16 protein-coding genes and 1 tRNA gene are annotated in these 19,488 nt (G+C 66.1%); 11 read left to right on the top strand and 6 right to left on the bottom strand.

The window, feature by feature from the left end; translation table 11 throughout:
- Positions 1-65: 65 nt before the first annotated feature.
- Positions 66-1,388, bottom strand: a complete 1,323-nt coding sequence (gene tig / locus AB7D48_RS03945; RefSeq protein WP_427976019.1) for a trigger factor — start codon at positions 1,386-1,388, stop codon at positions 66-68.
- Between the two features lie 40 nt (positions 1,389-1,428).
- Positions 1,429-1,513, bottom strand: a tRNA-Leu gene (locus AB7D48_RS03940).
- A gap of 99 nt (positions 1,514-1,612) precedes the next feature.
- On the opposite strand from AB7D48_RS03940, the gene AB7D48_RS03935 reads away from it, so the two are divergent.
- From AB7D48_RS03935 to gabT, 4 genes are all read left to right on the top strand, one after another.
- Positions 1,613-4,264 (top strand): AsmA family protein, encoded by a 2,652-nt coding sequence (locus AB7D48_RS03935; protein WP_427976018.1) that lies wholly within the window; start codon positions 1,613-1,615, stop codon positions 4,262-4,264.
- The gene (locus AB7D48_RS03930) at positions 4,261-4,956 is read left to right on the top strand and encodes an ATP12 family chaperone protein (RefSeq protein ID WP_427976017.1); all 696 of its coding nucleotides are present in this window, start codon (positions 4,261-4,263) and stop codon (positions 4,954-4,956) included. Before AB7D48_RS03935 ends, AB7D48_RS03930 begins: the two co-directional genes overlap by 4 nt.
- Positions 4,953-5,234 (top strand): acylphosphatase, encoded by a 282-nt coding sequence (locus tag AB7D48_RS03925; RefSeq protein WP_427976016.1) that lies wholly within the window; start codon positions 4,953-4,955, stop codon positions 5,232-5,234. Before AB7D48_RS03930 ends, AB7D48_RS03925 begins: the two co-directional genes overlap by 4 nt.
- A gap of 99 nt (positions 5,235-5,333) precedes the next feature.
- Positions 5,334-6,614, top strand: a complete 1,281-nt coding sequence (gene gabT / locus AB7D48_RS03920) for a 4-aminobutyrate--2-oxoglutarate transaminase (RefSeq protein ID WP_427976015.1) — start codon at positions 5,334-5,336, stop codon at positions 6,612-6,614.
- 103 nt (positions 6,615-6,717) lie between these two features.
- Here the strand turns inward: gabT and AB7D48_RS03915 are convergent, their stop codons facing one another.
- Positions 6,718-7,515 carry a creatininase family protein gene (locus AB7D48_RS03915; protein ID WP_427976014.1) on the bottom strand — a complete coding sequence of 266 codons (798 nt, stop codon included), beginning with the start codon at positions 7,513-7,515 and terminating at the stop codon, positions 6,718-6,720.
- A gap of 76 nt (positions 7,516-7,591) precedes the next feature.
- Between AB7D48_RS03915 and AB7D48_RS03910 the strand changes: the two genes are divergently transcribed.
- Positions 7,592-9,028 (top strand): mannose-1-phosphate guanylyltransferase/mannose-6-phosphate isomerase, encoded by a 1,437-nt coding sequence (locus AB7D48_RS03910; RefSeq protein WP_427976130.1) that lies wholly within the window; start codon positions 7,592-7,594, stop codon positions 9,026-9,028.
- Here the strand turns inward: AB7D48_RS03910 and AB7D48_RS03905 are convergent.
- Positions 9,025-9,306 (bottom strand): BolA family protein, encoded by a 282-nt coding sequence (locus tag AB7D48_RS03905; RefSeq protein ID WP_427976013.1) that lies wholly within the window; start codon positions 9,304-9,306, stop codon positions 9,025-9,027. The genes AB7D48_RS03910 and AB7D48_RS03905 overlap by 4 nt on opposite strands.
- A gap of 87 nt (positions 9,307-9,393) precedes the next feature.
- Between AB7D48_RS03905 and AB7D48_RS03900 the strand changes: the two genes are divergently transcribed.
- The 4 genes from AB7D48_RS03900 to AB7D48_RS03885 are packed head-to-tail and all read left to right on the top strand — an operon-like array spanning position 9,394 to position 14,331.
- Positions 9,394-9,999: a J domain-containing protein gene (locus tag AB7D48_RS03900; RefSeq protein ID WP_427976012.1), complete on the top strand. Its 606-nt coding sequence runs from the start codon at positions 9,394-9,396 to the stop codon at positions 9,997-9,999.
- 60 nt (positions 10,000-10,059) lie between these two features.
- Complete coding sequence (gene cobS / locus AB7D48_RS03895; protein WP_427976011.1) at positions 10,060-11,067, top strand: cobaltochelatase subunit CobS; 1,008 nt, start codon at positions 10,060-10,062, stop codon at positions 11,065-11,067.
- A gap of 6 nt (positions 11,068-11,073) precedes the next feature.
- On the top strand, positions 11,074-12,951 hold the full coding sequence (gene cobT / locus AB7D48_RS03890) for a cobaltochelatase subunit CobT (RefSeq protein WP_427976010.1): 1,878 nt from the start codon (positions 11,074-11,076) through the stop codon (positions 12,949-12,951).
- Positions 12,952-12,975: 24 nt separating this feature from the next.
- The gene (locus AB7D48_RS03885; RefSeq protein ID WP_427976009.1) at positions 12,976-14,331 is read left to right on the top strand and encodes an anion transporter; all 1,356 of its coding nucleotides are present in this window, start codon (positions 12,976-12,978) and stop codon (positions 14,329-14,331) included.
- A 29-nt stretch (positions 14,332-14,360) separates the two neighbouring features.
- On the opposite strand, the gene AB7D48_RS03880 is transcribed toward AB7D48_RS03885, so the two are convergent.
- Together AB7D48_RS03880 and AB7D48_RS03875 are read right to left on the bottom strand one after the other, a co-directional pair.
- Positions 14,361-15,167, bottom strand: coding sequence for an energy transducer TonB (locus AB7D48_RS03880; protein ID WP_427976008.1), 807 nt, complete (start codon positions 15,165-15,167; stop codon positions 14,361-14,363).
- Between the two features lie 7 nt (positions 15,168-15,174).
- Positions 15,175-16,074: a cation diffusion facilitator family transporter gene (locus tag AB7D48_RS03875; RefSeq protein WP_427976007.1), complete on the bottom strand. Its 900-nt coding sequence runs from the start codon at positions 16,072-16,074 to the stop codon at positions 15,175-15,177.
- 151 nt (positions 16,075-16,225) lie between these two features.
- Between AB7D48_RS03875 and AB7D48_RS03870 the strand changes: the two genes are divergently transcribed.
- Both AB7D48_RS03870 and AB7D48_RS03865 read left to right on the top strand, forming a co-directional pair.
- A complete protein-coding gene (locus AB7D48_RS03870) occupies positions 16,226-17,311 on the top strand; it encodes a transporter (RefSeq protein ID WP_427976006.1) in 1,086 nt (361 codons plus the stop codon).
- A 132-nt stretch (positions 17,312-17,443) separates the two neighbouring features.
- Complete coding sequence (locus tag AB7D48_RS03865) at positions 17,444-19,486, top strand: pilus assembly protein TadG-related protein (RefSeq protein ID WP_427976005.1); 2,043 nt, start codon at positions 17,444-17,446, stop codon at positions 19,484-19,486.
- Positions 19,487-19,488 lie beyond the last annotated feature (2 nt).

Here is a 19,488-nt window from a genome sequence, read left to right as displayed (position 1 = left end):
GAAACGGCTTCCATCCCAACTCCAAACGTCCCGGCGCCGCTTTTAAAAAACCGCGCCGCCCCGTCTTACTCTTCCGGGTCCTTGGCCAGCTCCTCGGCGGAGACGCTGACCTCATCCTGCTTGACCGTGCCAAGCAGGAAATCAATCACCTTATCCTCGAAGATCGGCCCACGGAAACGCTCCATCTGCTGCGGGTTCTTGCGGAAGAACTCCACGACCTGCATGGCCTGGGCGCCATAACGCATCGCCTCGTTGAACATGGCGCGCTGCAATTCCTGGTCGGTCACCTGCACGTCGTTGGCGCGGCCGATCTCGGCGACCAGCAGCCCCAGCCGCACGCGGCGATCGGCAATGGCCTTGTACTCGGCCTTCAGGGTCTCTTCATCCTTGCCGGCATCGTCCGGATCCTGCTCGCCGGCTTCCTTCTCGGCCTCGACCTGACGCCAGATCGCGTCGAACTCGGCATCCACCAGGGACACCGGCGCATCGAAGAGCGCTTTCTCGGCCAACGCATCCAGCAGCGCGCGCTTCAGCTTGGCGCGGGTCATGCCCTCATATTCGCGGCCGATCTGCTCCTTCACGCGCTCCTTGAGCTGCTCCAGACCTTCCAGCCCGACCGCCTTGCCCAGCTCGTCGTCGATCGCCGGAATCTCGGCCACGGCCAGCTCCTTGGCGGTGATCTCGAACTCGGCGGTCTTGCCGGCCAGTTCCTTGGCGCCGTAATCCTCGGGGAAGGTCACGGTGATGGTCTTGCTCTCGCCAGCCTTCATGCCCTCCACCTGCTCGGTGAAACCGGGAATGAAGCCAGGGCCGGCCACGGTCAGCGCCACGTCCTGGGCGGTGCCGCCCTCGAAGGCCACGCCGTCGATCTTGCCGACGAAATCCACCTTCAATTGCTCACCGGCGGCGGCCGGGCGCTCTTCCTCGACCTTGGTGAAGCTCTTGCGCTGCTCGGCGATGTTTTTCAGCGCCTCGTCGATCTTCTCCTCGCTCACGGCGGCCACGGGCTTGGAGAGCGTCACGTCCGACAGGTCCGGAATGGCGACCTCGGGGAGAATTTCCATCTCGACGGTGAATTCCAGGTCGGATTCGGTGCCGGGCTTGGTGATTTCCAGCTTCGGCTGCATCGCCGGGCGCAGATTGCGCTCATTGAGAAGCTGGCTGTGCGCCTCGTTCACAGCACCTTCCACGATCTCGGCGGCCACGGCATCGCCATAGCGCTTGCGCACGATGTTCATGGGCACCTTGCCCGGGCGGAACCCCGGCATCTGGATGGTCTTGCTCAGCTCAGCCAAACGCTGCTCACGCTTGGCGGCCAGCTCGGGTTCGGGAACCACGACCATAAAGCCGCGCTTCAAGCCGTCGGAGAGCGTTTCAGTAACCTGCATGGACGAACAAACCTCAACAAATCAAAAATCTAAGCCGGCTTGGTGCGGGCGGAGGGACTTGAACCCCCATGGCTTTCGCCACCAGAACCTAAATCTGGCGTGTCTACCAGTTTCACCACGCCCGCTTCCGGCGCCACAACTTAAGCCGCGCCGCATAGCGCGTGTTGCGGTCTTTCACAAGCTTACCTCTCGTCTATTGGCACAAAAGCGACTAATTCCCGCACATGGACAGGCAAAGAGCACCCGTTTCCCATCGCCACCCCACGCCTCCCCGGCGCGGACGCTGGCGCCGCCACGTCGCCGTCGGCGCCTTGCTTGTCGTCATCCTCCTTCCCCTGGGGGCGGCCGGCTTATTCATCGCCCGGTTCAACCCCAACGCCTATGCGCCGCAGATCATCGCCGCCGTGCGCCAGGCCACCGGGCGCACCTTGACCATCGGCGGGCCGTTGCGGCTGCAATTCTCCCTGACCCCCACCCTGGCGGCCAGCAATCTCAGCCTCGCCAACCCGGCCGGGTTCACCGACCCGTCCCTGCTGACCCTGGACAAGGTCGAGGCGCGGATCGCGCTGCTGCCGCTGCTGCGCCATAAGCTGGACATTCTGAGCCTGCGGCTGGACGGGCCCAAGCTCTATCTGGAACGCGACAAATCCGGCCAGGCGGACTGGAATTTCAAGGCGGGCGCGCCACCCGCCACGGGAGCACAAGCCCCCCAGCCAAGCGCCGCCAAAAGCGCTCCTGGCTACAAGATCGCGCTGGAATCAGTGGAGCTGACCAACGGCCAGGCCATCATCCGCCCGCAAGGGGGCGGCGCGTCCAGCATCATTCAGCTCACCCGCCTCACCGGCAAGGCGGAATCGCTCACGGCACCGCTGCATCTTTCCGGCGAGGCGGCCATCGGCAGCGCCGCATTGACGCTGAACGGCGAGGTCGGGCCCGTGGAGCGGCTGACCGGCACCGGCGCCACCCCCTGGCCGGTGGACCTGTCTTTTGGCTTCGCGGGCGCCACCGCCAAGCTGCAAGGCAGCATCGCCCGGCCGCAGAACGCGCGCGGCTACGACCTGACCCTGAGCGCCGCCATTCCAGCCCTGGAGACCGTCGGCGCCGCCCTGCCGCCGAGCTGGCTGAGCGGCCATAAGCTGCCGCCGCTACGCGGCCTCACCGCCACGGCGCGGATCACCGACCAGAACACCCCCCTGCCCGCGCTCACCAATATCGCGGTCACGGCGGGGGCATCCGATCTCTCCAGCCTGCATCCGGGCCTCAGCCTGGCCGGACTCTCGCTGAAGCTGCCCGCCCTGTCCAAATCCGGCACGCTGAGCGCCAATGGCACGCTGGACCAGCTTCCCTTTGTCGTTCAGGCCAATTTCACCGCCCCCAGCGCCTTCATTCCAGCCGCGCTGCTGCCCGCGACCACCCCGCCCGCCGGCAATTTCAGCGAGAGCGTGAATGCCAGCCTCGGCGATGCCAGCCTCAGCCTGACCGGTGGCATCGCCACACCGCGCAAGCTGAGCGGCGCGGCCATGGCGCTGACGCTGAACATACCGGACCTGGCCGCCCTCTCCGCCCCCGCCGGCCAAGCGCTGCCCGCCTGGAAGAACATCGCCGTGAAAACCACGCTGATCGACCCCGGCGGACAGGGGCTGCGCCACGCCATCGGGCTCGACAGCTTGAGCGCCACGCTGGACGATGCGCGCTTCGGCGGCGATGCCAGCCTGAATTTTGGCCCCACCCCGCGGCTGGAGCTGGATCTCAATATCGCCCAGGCCAATCTGGACAAGCTGCTGGCCGCCCTGCCCGCCCCCGCCGCCACGCAGCCCGCGGCCCAACCGGCCGGCGCGCCCGCCGCGCCAACAACCGCCACGGCCGGGGCGATCCCGGATCTCACCCTGCCCCTGGCTTTGCTGCGTCATGCCAGCGCCGACATCGTGCTGAGCGCCGACACGCTCACCTACAACAAGGCCACCTACACGGCGGTGCGCGGCCATGCCGTGCTGAACCAAGGCGTACTGACGCTTAACCCGTTCACCGGGCAGCTTCCCGGCGGGGCGGTTTCCGCCTCGGGCAGCATCGACGCCACCACCGACCCCGCCCAGGAGACCCTCAAGCTCGACGCGCCGGCCCTGGCGCTCGCCCCGTTCCTGCATGCCCTCAACCTGCCGGACATGGCGCAAGGCACGGTGCAGGCCCGGCTGAACGCCACCGCCAGCGGGGACAACCTGCCCGCCATGGCCGCCTCGGTCTCCGGCCAGCTCGGCATCGCCAGCGTCAATGGCGTGGTGGATGGCGCGGTCATCCGCCAGCTTTTCGGCAATGTCCTGCAAACGGTCGGCCTGCCCGCCAATCTGGCGGGGGCTTCCGGACCGGTTGCCGTCCGCTGCGCCGCGCTGCGGCTGGATGCGCTGAACGGCATCGGCACCGTGAAGGCGCTGACCGTCGATTCCAGCCGGCTGTTCCTGCAAGGCGGCGGCACCCTGAATTTCGGCAACGAAACCCTGGGGCTGGTGCTGAAACCCCGCATGAAGATCGGCGACACGAATATGGCCGTGCCGGTGCGCGTCGGCGGCACATTCCTGGCGCCCACCTATGGCGTGGCACCGCAGGCCGCCGTCACCGCCGCCGCCCAGGCCGCCGCCGGCCTCGCCGGCGACCCGCTGCAGCAAGCCCTCGGCGGCAATTCCCTGCTCGGCCAGGCCGTGGGCGCGATCACCGGCGGCCAAAGCGGCGATGCCTGCCCGGCGGCGCTCAAGCTCGCCCGCATGGGTCAGCCCGGCCCCGCTCCCGCCGCCAGCAGCACCAGCGGGTCTGGCGGGTCCGGCACGGGCAGCCAGCCGCAAACCGGGCCCCGCAGCCTGCTCAACTCCCTGCTCGGCCAATGAAACGCTTCTGGAAGCACGCCGCGCCGCGCCGCGAAGCCGGGCTTTATACCGTCAGCCTGGACAACCGGACGGTGAAAACGCCCGGCGGGACCGCCCTGGCCGTGCCGGGCCGGGCCCTGGCCGAGGCCATCGCCCAGGAATGGAACGAGGCCCAGGCCGAATTCTCCCCCGCCGACCTGCCCTTGACCCAATTGGCCTGCACGGCGCGTGAGCGCATCGCGCCGCACCGCGCCGACATCGTCCGCCAGCTCGCCGCCTATGGGCTGAACGACCTGCTCTGTTACCGGGCGGATACGCCCCCCGCCCTGGCCGCCCGCCAGCATGCGCAATGGGACCCATGGCTGCGCTGGATGGACACCACCCACGGCATCGGCCTGATCACGACCGAGGGGCTGATGCCGGTGAACCAACTGCCCTGGACGGAGGACAAGCTAATGGCCTTGCTGGCCGCGCGCACGCAGGACGAGCTGGCCGGGCTCGGCGTGCTGATCCCCGGGCTCGGCAGCTTCGTGCTCGGTCTGGCCGTGGCGGAGGGCGCCCTGGCCCCGCAAGCCGCCTGCGCCGCCGCCGCGCTGGACGAATTATGGCAGGCCGAGCAATGGGGCGAGGATCCCGAGGAGCTGGCCAAACGGGCGAAAATCCTGGCCGATATCGAGGATGCCGCCCGCTTCATCCGGCTCGCCGGCGCATGAACAGCCTGCGCCTCATTGTCCATGGCCGCGTGCAAGGGGTCGGCTACCGGGACTGGCTGGCGCAGACCGCGCGCGCCCTTGGCGTGCATGGCTGGGTGCGCAACCTGACGGATGGCACGGTGGAAGCCGTGATCTCCGGACGGGCCGGCGCGGTGCAGGCCTGCTTCGCCGCCTGCCATGACGGCCCCCCCTTGGCGGAAGTGATTAGAATCGAAAGCACCGCTTGCGATCCGCCGGACCGGGCCATCTTTGAAAAAAAGACCACCGCCGAACGATAAAGCCGTTCGAATCGACTCGCCACCATTCTCCCAGGTGTCTATAATCTTAAACGCGCCGCGAGGACGGCGATGTTTTCACCCGATGGAGATGCGACCAGGATGAGCACGAACAGCGAAATGATGGCCCGGCGCGTGGCGGCCGTGCCGCGCGGCGTGGGCAACGCCCATGCGGTGTTCGCCGCCAAGGCGGAGAATGCCGAGCTGTGGGATATCGAAGGCAAGCGCTATATCGATTTCGCGGGCGGCATCGCGGTGCTGAACACCGGCCACCGCCACCCGAAAGTGATGGCGGCGGTGCAGAAGCAGCTCGACTCCTTCACCCATACCTGCTTTCAGGTCGCTCCCTATGCCAGCTATATCGAGCTGGCCGAGAAGCTGAACGCCATCGCCCCCATCGAGGGCCCGGCCAAGACCATCTTCTTCACCACCGGCGCCGAAGCGCTGGAAAACGCCATCAAGACGGCCCGCGCCGCCACGGGCCGCCCCGGCGTGATCACCTTCGCCGGCGGCTATCACGGCCGCACCATGCTCACCATGGCGATGACCGGCAAGGTGCTGCCCTACAAGAAGAAATTCGCGCCAATGCCGGGCGAGGTCTATCATGTGCCCTTCCCTCACGAGCAGTTCGGCGTCAGTGTCGAGGATACGCTGAAATATATCGGGATGCTGTTCCGCGCGGACATCGAGCCCTCGCGCGTCGCCGCCATCACGCTGGAGCCCGTGCAGGGCGAGGGCGGCTTCCTGCCCGCGCCGGAAGAGCTGCTGGTGGGGCTGCGCAAGATCTGCGATCAGCACGGCATCCTGCTGGTGATCGACGAGGTGCAGACCGGCTTCGCCCGCACCGGCAAGATGTTCGCCATCGAGCATAGCACGGTCAAGCCGGACATCATGACCATCGCCAAATCCCTGGCGGGCGGGTTTCCGCTCTCGGGCGTGATCGGCAAGGCCGAGATCATGGACGCCGCCGAACCGGGCGGGCTGGGCGGCACCTATGCCGGCTCGCCGCTGGGCTGCGCGGCGGCGCTGGCCGTGCTGGAGGTGATCGAGGAAGAGAAGCTGGTGGAACGCGCCAATGTGATCGGCGCGCGGATGAAGGAACGGCTGGCCGCCATGGCCAAGCGCAACGACGTCCACCCGATCTCGGGCATACGCGGCCCGGGCGCCATGATCGCCTTCGACGTGGTGAAGGATCGCGGCACCAACGAGCCCGACCCCGAGGCCACCAAGAAGATCCTGGCCACGGCCAAGGAGAAGGGGCTGATCCTGCTCTCCTGCGGCGTGTTCGGCAATGCCGTCCGCCTGCTGATGCCGCTCACCATCTCCGACGCGCTGCTGGATGAGGGGCTGGATATTCTGGAGGCCTCGCTCGCCGCCGTGTAAGAAACGGCATCGGAGACAAGGCAACGACTGGCGGGGCGCCCTTTGTCGTCAAAGGGCGCCTTTTTCACGCGCGGGGTTTTTCACGCGCGGGGTTCAAGGAATTTTAGCGGCCCCGCGCCGCGACATGCGCCACGAACCGCGCCCCCGCGGCGACCAGATCTTCCGCCACGGCCTCACCCAGCGCCGCGCTGCCCTCCGCCCAGGCCGCCTCGATGGCGGGCTTGGGCACATCGGCGAATTCCACCGGCGCCTCCACGCTCAGCCCCTCGAAATCCAGCGTGCCGAAATCCTTCACCGCCAACCCCAGCAGCTCACCGCCCCCGGCGGGCATGTCATCGGGGCGCACATCATCCGGCCGCAACGCCATGTTGAGGGAGAGCAACGGCTCCGCCGCGTGGCCAAAACGCGCGGCACCCCCCTCCAGCCTTTTTTCCATCAATTGCCGCGCCACCTTCCAGAGATAGAAGGAGGGCACCACCACCCCATCCCGCCGGCGCAGCGCCAGCGTCACCTCATGCACCACCGGCACATTGCCGCCATGGGCGTTGAGAATCACGAGGCGCCGCAACCCCTGGCGCAGGAGACTATCCAGAAGGTCCCCCAGCACGCGGCGGAAGCTCTCCGGCGCCAAGGCCATCCCGCCAGGACTCGAACCGAAATAATCCGCCACGCCGAAAGGCAGAGCGGGCGCGACCAGGCAGGGCACACCCGCCCCGGCGGCCCGCCTGGCGATCCGTTCGGCCAGCATCTCCGCCAAGAGAAAATCCCCCATCGGCTGATGCGGCCCATGATCCTCCTGGCTGCCCAGCGGCAGCAGAATCACCGGTGCATCCGCCCGCAAGGCCGCCAGGGCCGGCGCCGTCATATCCCGCAGCCGGACGGGAAAAACATCGTGTGTCATGGCGCGCACTCTGCCAGTCTCGCTGGACAGTTTCCAGGCGCGAGGGTTAACTGGCCTGGCTGAACAAGGGGGTACGATGCCGTATCAGGCTGCGGGCGAAATGATTGTTCCGGTAATTCTCTGCGGCGGATCGGGCACCAGGCTCTGGCCCGTCTCGCGCAAGAGCTTCCCCAAGCAATTCTGGCCGTTGATCTCCGAAACGCCGATGCTGGCCGAAACCGCCCTGCGCGCCACCGGCCCCGGCTTCACCGCCCCGCTCGTGGTCGCCAACCAGGAGCACCGCTTCGTCGTGGCGGAGCAATTGCGCGATGCCGGCATCAAGGCGCCGAAAATCCTGCTGGAGCCGGTGGGGCGCAACTCCGCCCCGGCCATCGCCGCGGCCGCCTTGCTGGCGGCGGAAACCGACCCCGGCGCGGTTCTCTGGATCATGGCCGCGGATGCCGCCATCCAGGATCTACCCGCCTTGCGCGAGGCGCTGAACATCGCCGCCGCCGCCGCGCGGGCGGGTTACATCGTCACGTTCGGCATGCACCCCACCGCGCCGGAAACCGGCTATGGCTATATCGCCGAAGGCGCCCCGCTGGAGGGCCTGCCCGGGGCGCGCAAACTGGAACGCTTCATCGAAAAGCCCGACGCCGCCAGCGCCGCCGCCATGCTGAAGGAAGGCGGGTATTTGTGGAATTCCGGCATGTTCGTCTGCAAGGCGGACGTGCTGATCGAGGAGATGCAGACCCTGGCGCCAGAAGTGCTGGAAGCGGCGCGCCAGGCGGTCGTGGCGCGCAAGAGCGATCTCGATTTCATCCGGCTGGACGAAGCCGCCTTCGCCGCCGCGCCGGATATTTCCATCGATTACGCCGTCGCGGAAAAAACCTCCCGCGCCGCCGTGGTGCCCGCCGCCATCGGCTGGTCGGATGTCGGCTCCTGGTCCGCCCTGGCGGAGATCGCGCCACGCGACGAGGCCGGAAATTTTATCCAGGGCGATGTGGTGCTGGAAAAAGCGGAAAATTGTTACGCGCGCTCGGACGGCATGCTGACCGCCCTTTTGGGGGTGAAGGATCTCGTGGTCGTCACCACCCAGGACGCGGTGCTGGTGGCACATAAGAGCGAGGCGCAGAACGTCAAGAAAATCGTCGACCGGCTGAAGGCGGCCAAGCGCCCCGAGGCCGAAAACCATAACCGCACCTATCGTCCCTGGGGCTTTTACGAAAGCCTGATCCAAGGCGACCGTTTCCAGGTGAAGCGCATCGCCGTATGGCCCGGCCGCCAGCTTTCATTGCAGAAGCATTTTCACCGCGCCGAGCATTGGGTGGTGGTGGCGGGCTGCGCCCTCGTCACCCGCGACGAGGAAAAAATCCTCGTGCGGGAGAATGAGAGCATCTACCTGCCGCTCGGCTGCGTCCACCGGCTCGACAATCCCGGCAAGATTCCCCTGACCCTGATCGAGGTCCAGTCCGGCGCTTATCTCGGCGAGGACGACATCGTGCGGATCGAGGATAATTACGGCCGCGACTAGGCCGTTTCCTCCGGCGCGCTCAAGGTGAGCGAGAGCGCGTGCAGGCCCGTGGAGAACTCTCCGGCCAGCGCCTCGTTCACCGCGCGCTGCCGGGCCAGGCGGTTCTGCCCGGCGAAAGCCTTGGCGACCATCCTCACCCGGTAATGCGTCTCACCCACCGGCACATCGTTACGCTCGGCATGGCGGGCATGGCGGCGGCTTTCATCGTCGACTTCCAGCAGCGAAGGCTGAAACGCCGTCTCCAACGCGGTTTTGATCCGCTCGACCCTGTTCGTCATCCTCGGCTCCTTCATCTGTCCCGCGCCACGCGCATGGCGGCTGAAAGTCTTGTTGCCGCGCGGCGTATCCGCGTACACATTAGACGCATGTTTTCCTCAGACGACAAGCCGCATGGTCGGCGGCGCGCTTATATGCCGGACCCCGCGGCCACCGGCCAGCCCTGCGACAGCCCCGGCTGCCCGCGCGCGGGTGAGTACCGCGCCCCCAAATCCCGCAGCGCCTTACGCGATTTCCATTGGTTCTGCCTGGAGCATGTGCGCGCCTACAATGCCTCCTGGGATTATTACAAGGGCATGTCCGCCGACGAGATCGAGGCGCAGGCCCGCGCCGATTCCTCCTGGCAGCGCCCCACCTGGCCGCTGGGGCAGAACAGCCGCGCCGCGCGGCTGGAAGAGGCGATCGAGGCCGAGCTGCATGCCTTCGCCTTCGGGCCGCGCCCGCAACCGGCGCGCGACGCCGGCGCGCCGGCGGAATTGCGCGAACCCTTGCAGGTGTTCGGCCTCTCCTGGCCGGTGACGCTGGAGACGGTGAAGATCCGCTACAAGGAGCTGGCCAAGCGCCATCATCCGGACGCCAACCAGGGCGACCGCCAGGCGGAGGAGACTTTAAAGACAATCAACCTTGCCTATGCGGCGCTACGTGGCAAACTAAACCCGTCCGCTTCCCCGCAAGCGCAAGCCGCGGCCAGTTGACGCCGCTCTCCCGGATGAGACCCTGTAGCGCCACCGCGCGAAGCCATAGGAATTGACTGCATGAACGACGCCATGACCACCGAAACCCGCCCCCTGCCGACCTCGGCCATCGATCTGCCGGACAGCACGGTCAAGGTGCGCGACGTGTTTGGCATCGATTCGGACCTTGAGGTGCCGGCTTTCTCGGTGCGCACCGAGCATGTGCCCGAAGCCGACCCCACCTATAAATTCGACCGCGAGACCACGCTCGCCATTCTCGCGGGGTTCGCCTACAACCGCCGCGTGATGGTGCAGGGCTATCATGGCACCGGCAAATCCACCCATATCGAGCAGGTGGCCGCGCGCCTCAACTGGCCGTGCATCCGCGTCAATCTGGACAGCCATATCAGCCGCATCGACCTCGTCGGCAAGGATGCGATCGTGCTGAAGGACGGCAAGCAGGTGACGGAATTCCGCGAGGGCATTCTGCCCTGGGCCTTGCAGCATGCCTGCGCCCTGGTGTTCGACGAATACGACGCCGGCCGTCCGGACGTGATGTTCGTGATTCAGCGCGTGCTGGAGGTGGAAGGCAAGCTCACCCTGCTGGACCAGAACCGCGTCATCCGCCCGCACCCGGCCTTCCGGCTCTTCGCCACCGCCAACACGGTGGGGCTGGGCGACACCACCGGCCTTTACCATGGCACCCAGCAGATCAATCAGGGCCAGATGGACCGCTGGAACATCGTCGCCACGCTGAATTATCTGCCGCATGCGCAGGAAACCGCCATCGTGATGGCGAAGATGGGCGACGACCCCAAGGACGAGGCGGCCAAAAAGCGCGTCGGCGCCATGGTGGCGCTGGCCGACCTCACCCGTGCCGGTTTCATCGCGGGGGATCTCTCCACCGTCATGTCGCCGCGCACGGTGATCACCTGGGCGGAGAATGCCCGCATCTTCGGCGATCTGGGCTTTGCCTTCCGCCTGACCTTCCTCAATAAATGCGACGAGGCGGAGCGCCAGACAGTGGCTGAATATTACCAGCGCTGCTTCAATGAAGAGATCCCGACCGGCCTGCGCCAGAGCGCCTGACGCGCCATGAGCGGCAAGCAGGACCAAGGCAAGGCCGAGGATTTCAAGCGCGCGACGGCGAGCACGCTGCGCGCCATGTCCCATGCCGCCGATGTGCAGGTGGCGTATCAACCCGGCCCTTCCGGCCTGGCAGGCAAGCGGGCGCGCCTGCCCAGCCCGTCCCGCGCGCTGGCGGGGGCGGAGATGGCCAAGCTGCGCGGGGCGGCGGATTCCATCGCGCTGCGGCTGCGCCACCACGACGATGGCCTGCATAATGCCCGCGCCCCGCAATCGCGCGAGGCGAAGGAGGCCTTCGACGCGCTGGAACAGGCGCGGGTGGAGATCGTCGGCTCCGAATATATGGCCGGTGTCGCCGCCAATCTGCGCAACCGGCTCAACGAGGAATGCAGCCAGGCGGGGCTGGAGCATGTGACCTCCCGCGAGCAGATGCCGCTGGGCACCGCCCTTTCACTGCTGGCGCGCGAGAAGATGGACCCGGCCGCCGTGCCGGACGCCGCGAAGCCCGCGCTCGATCTCTGGCGCGGCACGCTGGGCCAGGAGGCGGAGACGGCGCTGAACGATCTCGCCGCCGCGCGGAACAGCCAGACCGATTTCATCACCGCCGCGCGCAAGCTGCTGGCCGCCGTGGAACTGGCGGAGGGCGAGGCCGAACCGGGCGACGACGACGAATCCGAGCAGGAATCCGAAGGCGGCGAGGAAACCCCGCAGCAGGATAATTCCCAGGAATCGCAGGGCGATTCCCAGCAGCAGGAAGCCCCCATGCTCGCCGCCGCGCCCGAGATGGCCGAGGCCGAGGGCGCGGACGACCCCGGCGAGGACGACGACAATGCCGAGGATATGTCCGCCGAGGATGGCGAGGCCCCGGCCGGACCGCAGCAGCGGCGCAACCCGGTGCCGGACAATGACGTTACCACCTACCGCCCCTTCACCCGCGCCTTCGACGAAGAGGTGGAGGCGGAAGCGTTATGCGACCCGGAGGAGCTGACCAGGCTGCGCATGCAGCTCGACCAGCAATTACAGCACTTGCAGGCCCTGGTCTCCAAGCTGGCCAACCGGCTGCAACGCCGGCTGCTCGCCCAGCAGACCCGCGCCTGGGAATTCGACCTGGAAGAAGGCATGCTGGACCCCGCCCGGCTTTCACGCGTGATCGCCGACCCGCTGCTGGCGCTGACCTATAAGCGCGAACGGGACACGGATTTCCGCGATACGGTGGTGACGCTGCTGATCGACAATTCAGGCTCCATGCGCGGGCGCCCCATCACCGTGGCGGCCATGTGCGGGGATATTCTGGCGCGCACGCTGGAACGCTGCGCGGTGAAGGTGGAGATTCTGGGCTTCACCACCCGCGCCTGGAAAGGCGGGCAAAGCCGCGAGGCCTGGGTGCAGGCGGGCAAGCCGGCCCATCCTGGTCGGCTGAACGATCTGCGCCATATCATTTACAAGGCCGCCGACCAGCCCTGGCGGCGCGCGCGCAAGAATCTCGGGCTGATGCTGCGCGAGGGGCTGCTGAAGGAGAATATCGACGGCGAGGCGCTGCTCTGGGCCTACCGCCGGCTGCTGAACCGGCCGGAGCACCGGCGGATCCTGATGGTGATCTCCGACGGCGCGCCGGTGGATGATTCAACCTTGTCGGTGAATTCCGGCAATTATCTGGAACGGCATCTGCGCGATGTGATCCGCGAGATCGAGGCGCGCAACGCGGTGGAACTGACCGCCATCGGCATCGGCCACGACGTGACGCGCTATTATCGCCGCGCCGTGACCATCGTGGATGCCGAGGAGCTGGGCGGCACGATGATGCGCAAGCTGACCGAATTGTTCGACGAGGACGACGCGGCCGCCTGGTCGCGCTTCGCCAGCCGCCAGGCCACTTTGGTGGCCTGACACGACACCCGGCCGGTGACGCGCATGACGGATGCGGCCAGGGAACGCGGACGCTGGCCTGGCATCGCCGGGATCGTGCTGGTCCTGCTGGTCATGGCCATCAGCCTTGCCGCCGCCGTGGCGCCAGCCCTGCTGCCGGACAAGCCCAAGCTCGACGAGGACATCCGCGAAAGCGCGGCGCTGACGATCTTCGTGGCCAGCTACCTCGCCCTGGCGGCAGGCAAAATTCCGGGCCTGCGGATCGACCGCGCCGGGGTGGCCCTGGCCGGCGCGGGGCTCATGGTTGCCTCGGGCGTGTTGCCGCTCGCGGCGGCCTACAAGGCCATCGATCTCGATACGATCACATTGCTGCTCGGCATGATGATCATTGTGGCCAATCTGCGCTTGTCTGGATTCTTCGCGGTCATGACGGCCTGGGCCGCCAGGCATGCGCGGACACCGCTCATCCTGCTTTGCGCGGTTACCGCCATCTCGGGCATTTTTTCCGCGTTCCTGGTCAATGACGCGATCTGCCTGATGCTGGCACCGTTAGTGCTGGAAATGACCTCGCGCATGGGCCGGAAGCCAACCCCTTATCTGCTGGCGCTCGCCATGGCCTCCAATGTCGGCTCGACCGCCACAATCACCGGCAATCCTCAGAACATCATGATCGGCGGCGTCTCGCATCTTTCCTATGCCGCCTTTGCCGAGGCGCTCGGGCCGGTGGCGCTGGCCGGGCTGGCCGTCACGGCGGGGCTGATCGCCCTCCTGCATCGCGGTGAATTCACGGGCACCGGCCAGATGGTGGCGGCCCCACGCCTGAAAATCCAGGTCAATCGCGCGCTGATCGCCCGCGCCCTGGTGGCGACCGCCGCGCTGGTCGTGCTGTTCTTCGCCGGCCAGCCGCCGGCCAAGGCGGTGATCGTCATCGGCGGCCTATTGCTGCTGACGGGGCGGGTGAAGAGCAAACGTATCTATGCCGAGATCGACTGGTCCCTGCTGCTGATGTTCGCCGGCTTGTTCATCATCGTGGCCGGGGCCCAGCATGCCTTGCTGACACCGGAGACGATCGCGCGCGTGGCGCAGCTGCACCTGGAGCGGATACCCGTTCTGAGCCTGGTGACGGCGGTGCTGTCCAATATGGTCAGCAACGTGCCGGCCGTGCTGATGTTGAAGCCATTCGTCCAGCCCTTGCCCGATCATGCCACCGCCTGGCTGACCGTCGCGATGGCCTCCACGCTGGCGGGCAATTTCACGATCCTTGGTTCGGTCGCCAATCTGATCGTGGCGCAGACGGCGGCGGCGCGAGGGGTCACGATCGGCTTCTGGGATTATTTCCGGGCCGGCGCGCCCCTGACGGCGATCACGCTGGTGATCGGAACCATCTGGCTGGCGCTGTAGGCCAGGCCGGCGGCTGCATATCGTCCGCATTATCGCGGCTCGAAATTCACGAAGAACGGCACCACCGCCGCCACCGCCACGCCGCCCCGCATGGCCGGGCGGTAACGCCAGCCCATGGCCGCCACGCGCGCGCTCTCATCCAGGTCCGCATAGCCGCTGCTCTGGGTCAACACGAAGCGCCGCACCCGGCCATCCGGCCCCAGATACAGCTTGAAGCGCACCACCCCCCTCTCCCCGGCGGCCAGCGCCGCGGCTGGATAATCAGGCGCCTGATTATCCGCGAACGGCACCGCCGGATGCAGCACCGCGACCGTGGTGGCGGCCGTTTTCCGGGCCGCGATCTTGGTTGCGCCAGCTTCCGGCGCCACGGGCTTGGGAGGCGCTGGCCTTGGTGGCGGCGGCGGCGTGGGCGGTGGGGCCGGCAGATCCGCGACGGGGCTGGACGATGCGGCCGCCAACGGAACGGAAGGAAACGCGGGGGGCGGCAGGGGCAAGGCCTCGGGTTGAGCGGAAACCGGCCTAGCGGCGGCGGGCGAAGCGGGGTTTGAGACGGGTTGCGGCGTTTCCGCCCCATGCGGCGCCGTTTCCGAGACGATATTGATCGCTATTTGCTCCGGCGGGGCCGGTATATGCGCCCGCCCCGCCAGCAGGAGCAACGCCGCCAGCCCGAGATGGATGCCCAGAACGATCAACATCACCGGCCAAGGCCATTCGCGCGCGGGTGCCAGCCCCGGCTCCAGCCTGTCGGCAAGCCGGGCCCGCAGCACCGAACCGCCGACCGCCCGCCCGCCTTGCGCCAAACCGACCAAGGACAGACGCGGCGGTGGAGGTTTCATCCCCGCCTCATGCGACCAGAACGCCCTCATTCTTGGCCTTCACGTCGGGCTCGACATGGATGGTGATGACAACGCCATGCATTTCCTGCCGCAGGGCCTTCTCGATCCGGTCGCAGATCTCATGCGCGGCATTGACCGTCATGGTGCCAGGCACCACGAGGTGGAATTCCAGAAAGCTGGACGCCCCGGCCTGGCGCATCCGGAAATCATGCGCTTCGATCGCGCCTTCGGCATGCTGGCGCACCAGTTCCTCCACCCGCGTCTTCACGGATGGCGGCGGCGCTTCATCCAGCAGACCGCTGAGCGAACTCATGACCGTCTTGCCGCCCATCAGCGCGATCTGCGCGGCGATGGCGAGGGCCACCAGAGGGTCGAGCACCGGCCAGTTGAACAGCCCCGCCCCCAGCAACGCCGCCAGCACGCCGAGCGTGGTCAGCACATCGCTGATCAGATGCTGGGCATCGGCGGCCAGGGCGGGGGAACGCTCCCGCCGCGCGACCCGCTTGAGACAAAGCGCCCAGACCAAATTCACCACGCCGGCCAGGCCGTTGAAAAACAGCCCCAGCCCCAGCCCGCCCGTGAGCGGCACCAGCGGCTTGAGATGCCACAACTCGCCCACGGCGCGCTGAAAAATCACCACCGCCGCGACCAGGATCATCGCCCCGGTGGCAACGGCGCTGATCAGCTCCGCCTTGGCGTGGCCATATTGATGCGTGGCATCGGCCGGCTTGGCGCCGAGATAAAGCGCATAGAGCGCGATGGCGGAGGAGACGACATTCACCACACTTTCCAGCGCATCTGAAAACAAAGCGGTACTGCCGCTGACCTCGGCCGCGAACAGCTTGCACAACAGGACAAGGCAGCCGATGCCGATGCTGGCCGCCGCGATTTTAAAGACGGAATTCACACCCTTAGCTACCAGAGCTTAAGCAAGTGGTGCAATCATCGGGCAGGCGACCAAACCACCAAAACTAACCTTTATATTTCGACGACGTTAATGTTATATCACCTGTATGTAGGTTTTCTAACAAACGCCCGCATAAGGAGTGACCGCATCGATGGCACGGGTCAGGCTCATCGCCTCCGCCTGTTTCGCGCTGGCCTGCAGCTTTGCGCCAGTGCGCGCCCTGGCCCCGGATCCGTGGCCGGGGGAAGCTGTTCAACCGCCGCCGGACTTGAATATCGTCTTGTATTACAATGCCTTCACCTCGACGGGCGCCTATGGCGAGTCAGACGGCACGGTGGATGGCCAGCATACCCGGATCAATGTCGATTTACAGGTTCTGAGATATATCCATACCTTCAATGTCGCCAATGTCCTGGCGGGGGTGCAGGTCTATGTGCCTTATGTCAGCTTCATCGGGAACCAGCAGGTCGGGCAATATATCCCCGCCCCGGCCGGGCTGCCGGCGGGTACCCCCGCCTACGGCGCCGGCCATGCCACGCTCAGCCATGAAGGGGGATTCGGCCAACCCAGCTTTGGCGCTTTCTTCTTTCCCTACAGCACGGCGAACAACAGCACCAATCTCGTGCTCGGCGCCTGGATCTCCCCGCCCATCGGCAGCTATAATTCCAATGCCTCCCTGAACTACACGCATAATCTCTGGACCGGCGAGCTGGAGGCCGGCTTCCACACGACGCTGGCGGGGCAACCGGGCGGGCGCAACCTGGCGCTCTCACTCTGGGGCGAGGCGTATTTTTACGGCAGCAATGGCGGCGCCGGCATGGTCACCCCCGCCATTTACGCGAATGCGATTCCGCCGATCTATCAGCTCTATCACCAGATCGACCCAGCGGTGCCGGCCAGCAACCCGCTCTCGCCGCAAACGGTCACGCCGGCGCGTTTCTCGATGCAGCCGACCGAGGAGTTGCGCGTCTATCTGCCTTACGAGTTCTTCCCCAAAACGCGCGCGACCATCGCGCCTGGTTTTTATCAATCTTTCGGCGGCAAGGGCATCTATACGCTGGCGGATGGCACGAAGGTGGATTCCGGCATGCGCACGAACGAAACCCAGCTCCGGCTGATCCTGTCGACCTATCTGTCGCGGCACTGGCAGGTGGCCCTGAATGGCGAATATGACGTGATGGCGCATGGCGGCCCGCTTTACCGGACGATCGAGCTGAGAATCGGTGCGGCCTTTTAGTCACGCCGGACGATAAAACCCGAAAATGGACCGGGCGCGGCGACAAACCGGCCCGTCATTTCGCAATCGTGGTTGATCGGTCGTGTTTTGACCGTAATGTCAGGACTTAAACATCATGACAACAGCCCTTTCATGAGATTTCCCGGCCGGCCTTTCCTGTCGCTCCCCAGCCTGATCGGGCGCGGGGGCAAGGGGAGCGTGGCGCTGATCACCGCCCTCGCCGCGCCCTTGCTGCTGGCCTCCACCGGGCTCGCCGTGGATATAGGCTATTGGATGCAGCAGCAGGAAGCCATGCAGTCCGCGGCGGATGGCGCCGCCATCTCCGCCGGCATGGCGGCGAGAAGCGAGGTAACCTCCTCCAGCACGCTCAACAGCTTCGTCTCTGGCAGTGGCCCCATCTATGCGGCGGCCGGCGCCAATTTCGCCACCAATTTCAAATATAATTTCGCAACCTCCGGCAGCGCGCGGGTCAGCCTGTCCGTCGGCAGTTACGGCACCACCCATGGCGACACCTCCGCCACCATGAAAGCCTCCGTCGTCGCACCGCGCGGCAGCTTCTTCTCCCGCGTCGCCGGGCCTGGCCTGCCCGGCATGCCGAGCGGCACACAGGGCACCTCGGCCCAGGTGCAGCTGGTCGCCAATGCGAGCAGCTATTGCGGCGTCATCGGCGGCGGCGGCATCACCATGTCCGGCGGCAGCGGCTGGCTGCAAGCCGACGATTGCGGTTGGTATAGCGGTAAGTCGAGCGGGGCGGGCATCACTGTCAACGGCTCCGCGAAGGTCAGCGGCACCACGGTCGCCACGGCCGCTTCCTCCGTCAGCGCGCCCAGCTATTCCGGTTATATCGGCACCTCCACCAGCCCGCCGAATAACGGCGACACCTCCACCGTCACGCTCAACGCATCGACACCCACCGATGAGCTGGCGGGCATGAACGCGCTCGACACCTTTATCTGGGCATCGTCTTGGAGCGTTCCCTCAGCCCCGAGCATGACCGGGCCCGTCACACCCAACCTCGGCTATAACAAAGCCGGCTATTGCGGCACGGACTATAAAGGCAATTGCGCCCTGCCTCCCGGCTATTATCAAGGCATTGGCAGCAGCAGCAATATCAACTCGCTGATCATGAACAGCGGCGCCAGCAACGGCACCATGCGCATCACCGGCGGCTGGGGGGTGAATTCCAACACGACGACCACGCTCAATGGCGATTATTACTATATCGATGGCGGGATGACCGCCTATGCGCAATCGGGCATGACGGCGAGCGCCGGGACCACCTATCTGACCTGCGGCACGCGCGGCACCTATTTCTGTTTCGTGGTCAATGGCCAGACCAAATTTCAGAATACGGGCTACAGCTTTCCGGCGGGGGTCTATTTTTTCACCGGCCCGGGCAGCGATTACGCGGTCAACGTCAATACACAGAGCCTGAGCATCGGCGCCAGCACCATGTATGTGAATGGCGGCATCGAGTTCACCGGCAGCAACGCCAATGTCACCTTCGGCACCGGCACCTATTTCTTCAACAGCTATAGCAGCTCAAAACCCGCCCTCTATAACAAGAACGCCACCGTCACGTTTTCGGGCGGCACCTATTTCTTCAATGGCGGGCTGGATGTCGCGGGCAATGGCACGATGAATTTCGGGCCGGGCATCTATTATATCGAGAACGGCAATCTGGTCTTCGAGTCAGGATCTCACGTGACCGCCAACGGCGCCACCTTCGTGCTGGAAAACGGAGCGGGCTTCCAGTTTCTGGGCGGGTATGTCGGCCTCAACCTCACCGCGCCGACCAGCAATTGCGTGGAGCCGGACGATTACCCCGAATCCGCTTATCTTTCCGTATTTCCCTATGACGGCACCAATGGGGAAGGCATTTGCGGCATCTCGATCTATCAGGCGCGCGACGACTCAACCGCCGACACCATCGCCGAGGGCGCCAGCACCTCCTTCAACGGCGCCATCTATATTCCCTCGGCGACCTTGACCATCAGCGGCGGCGCGGCCCTCAGCATCACCTCGACCGACCTGCCGGCCCTGACCGCCTATGGCCTGGTGGATAATAGCAGCGGCACCATCACGCTGACGGAAAACACCAGCTCCGGCTCCAGCAGCTCAGGCAGTTCCAGCGGCAGCGGGCTGACCTCCGCCACCGTGCTGCTCGTGCAATAATT

It is taken from the genome of Acidocella sp., from assembly GCF_050253495.1.
Taxonomy (GTDB): Bacteria; Pseudomonadota; Alphaproteobacteria; order Acetobacterales; family Acetobacteraceae; genus Acidocella.
The sequence above is the reverse complement of the archived record's forward strand: the minus strand, read 5'-3'. Positions and strand labels throughout refer to the sequence as shown.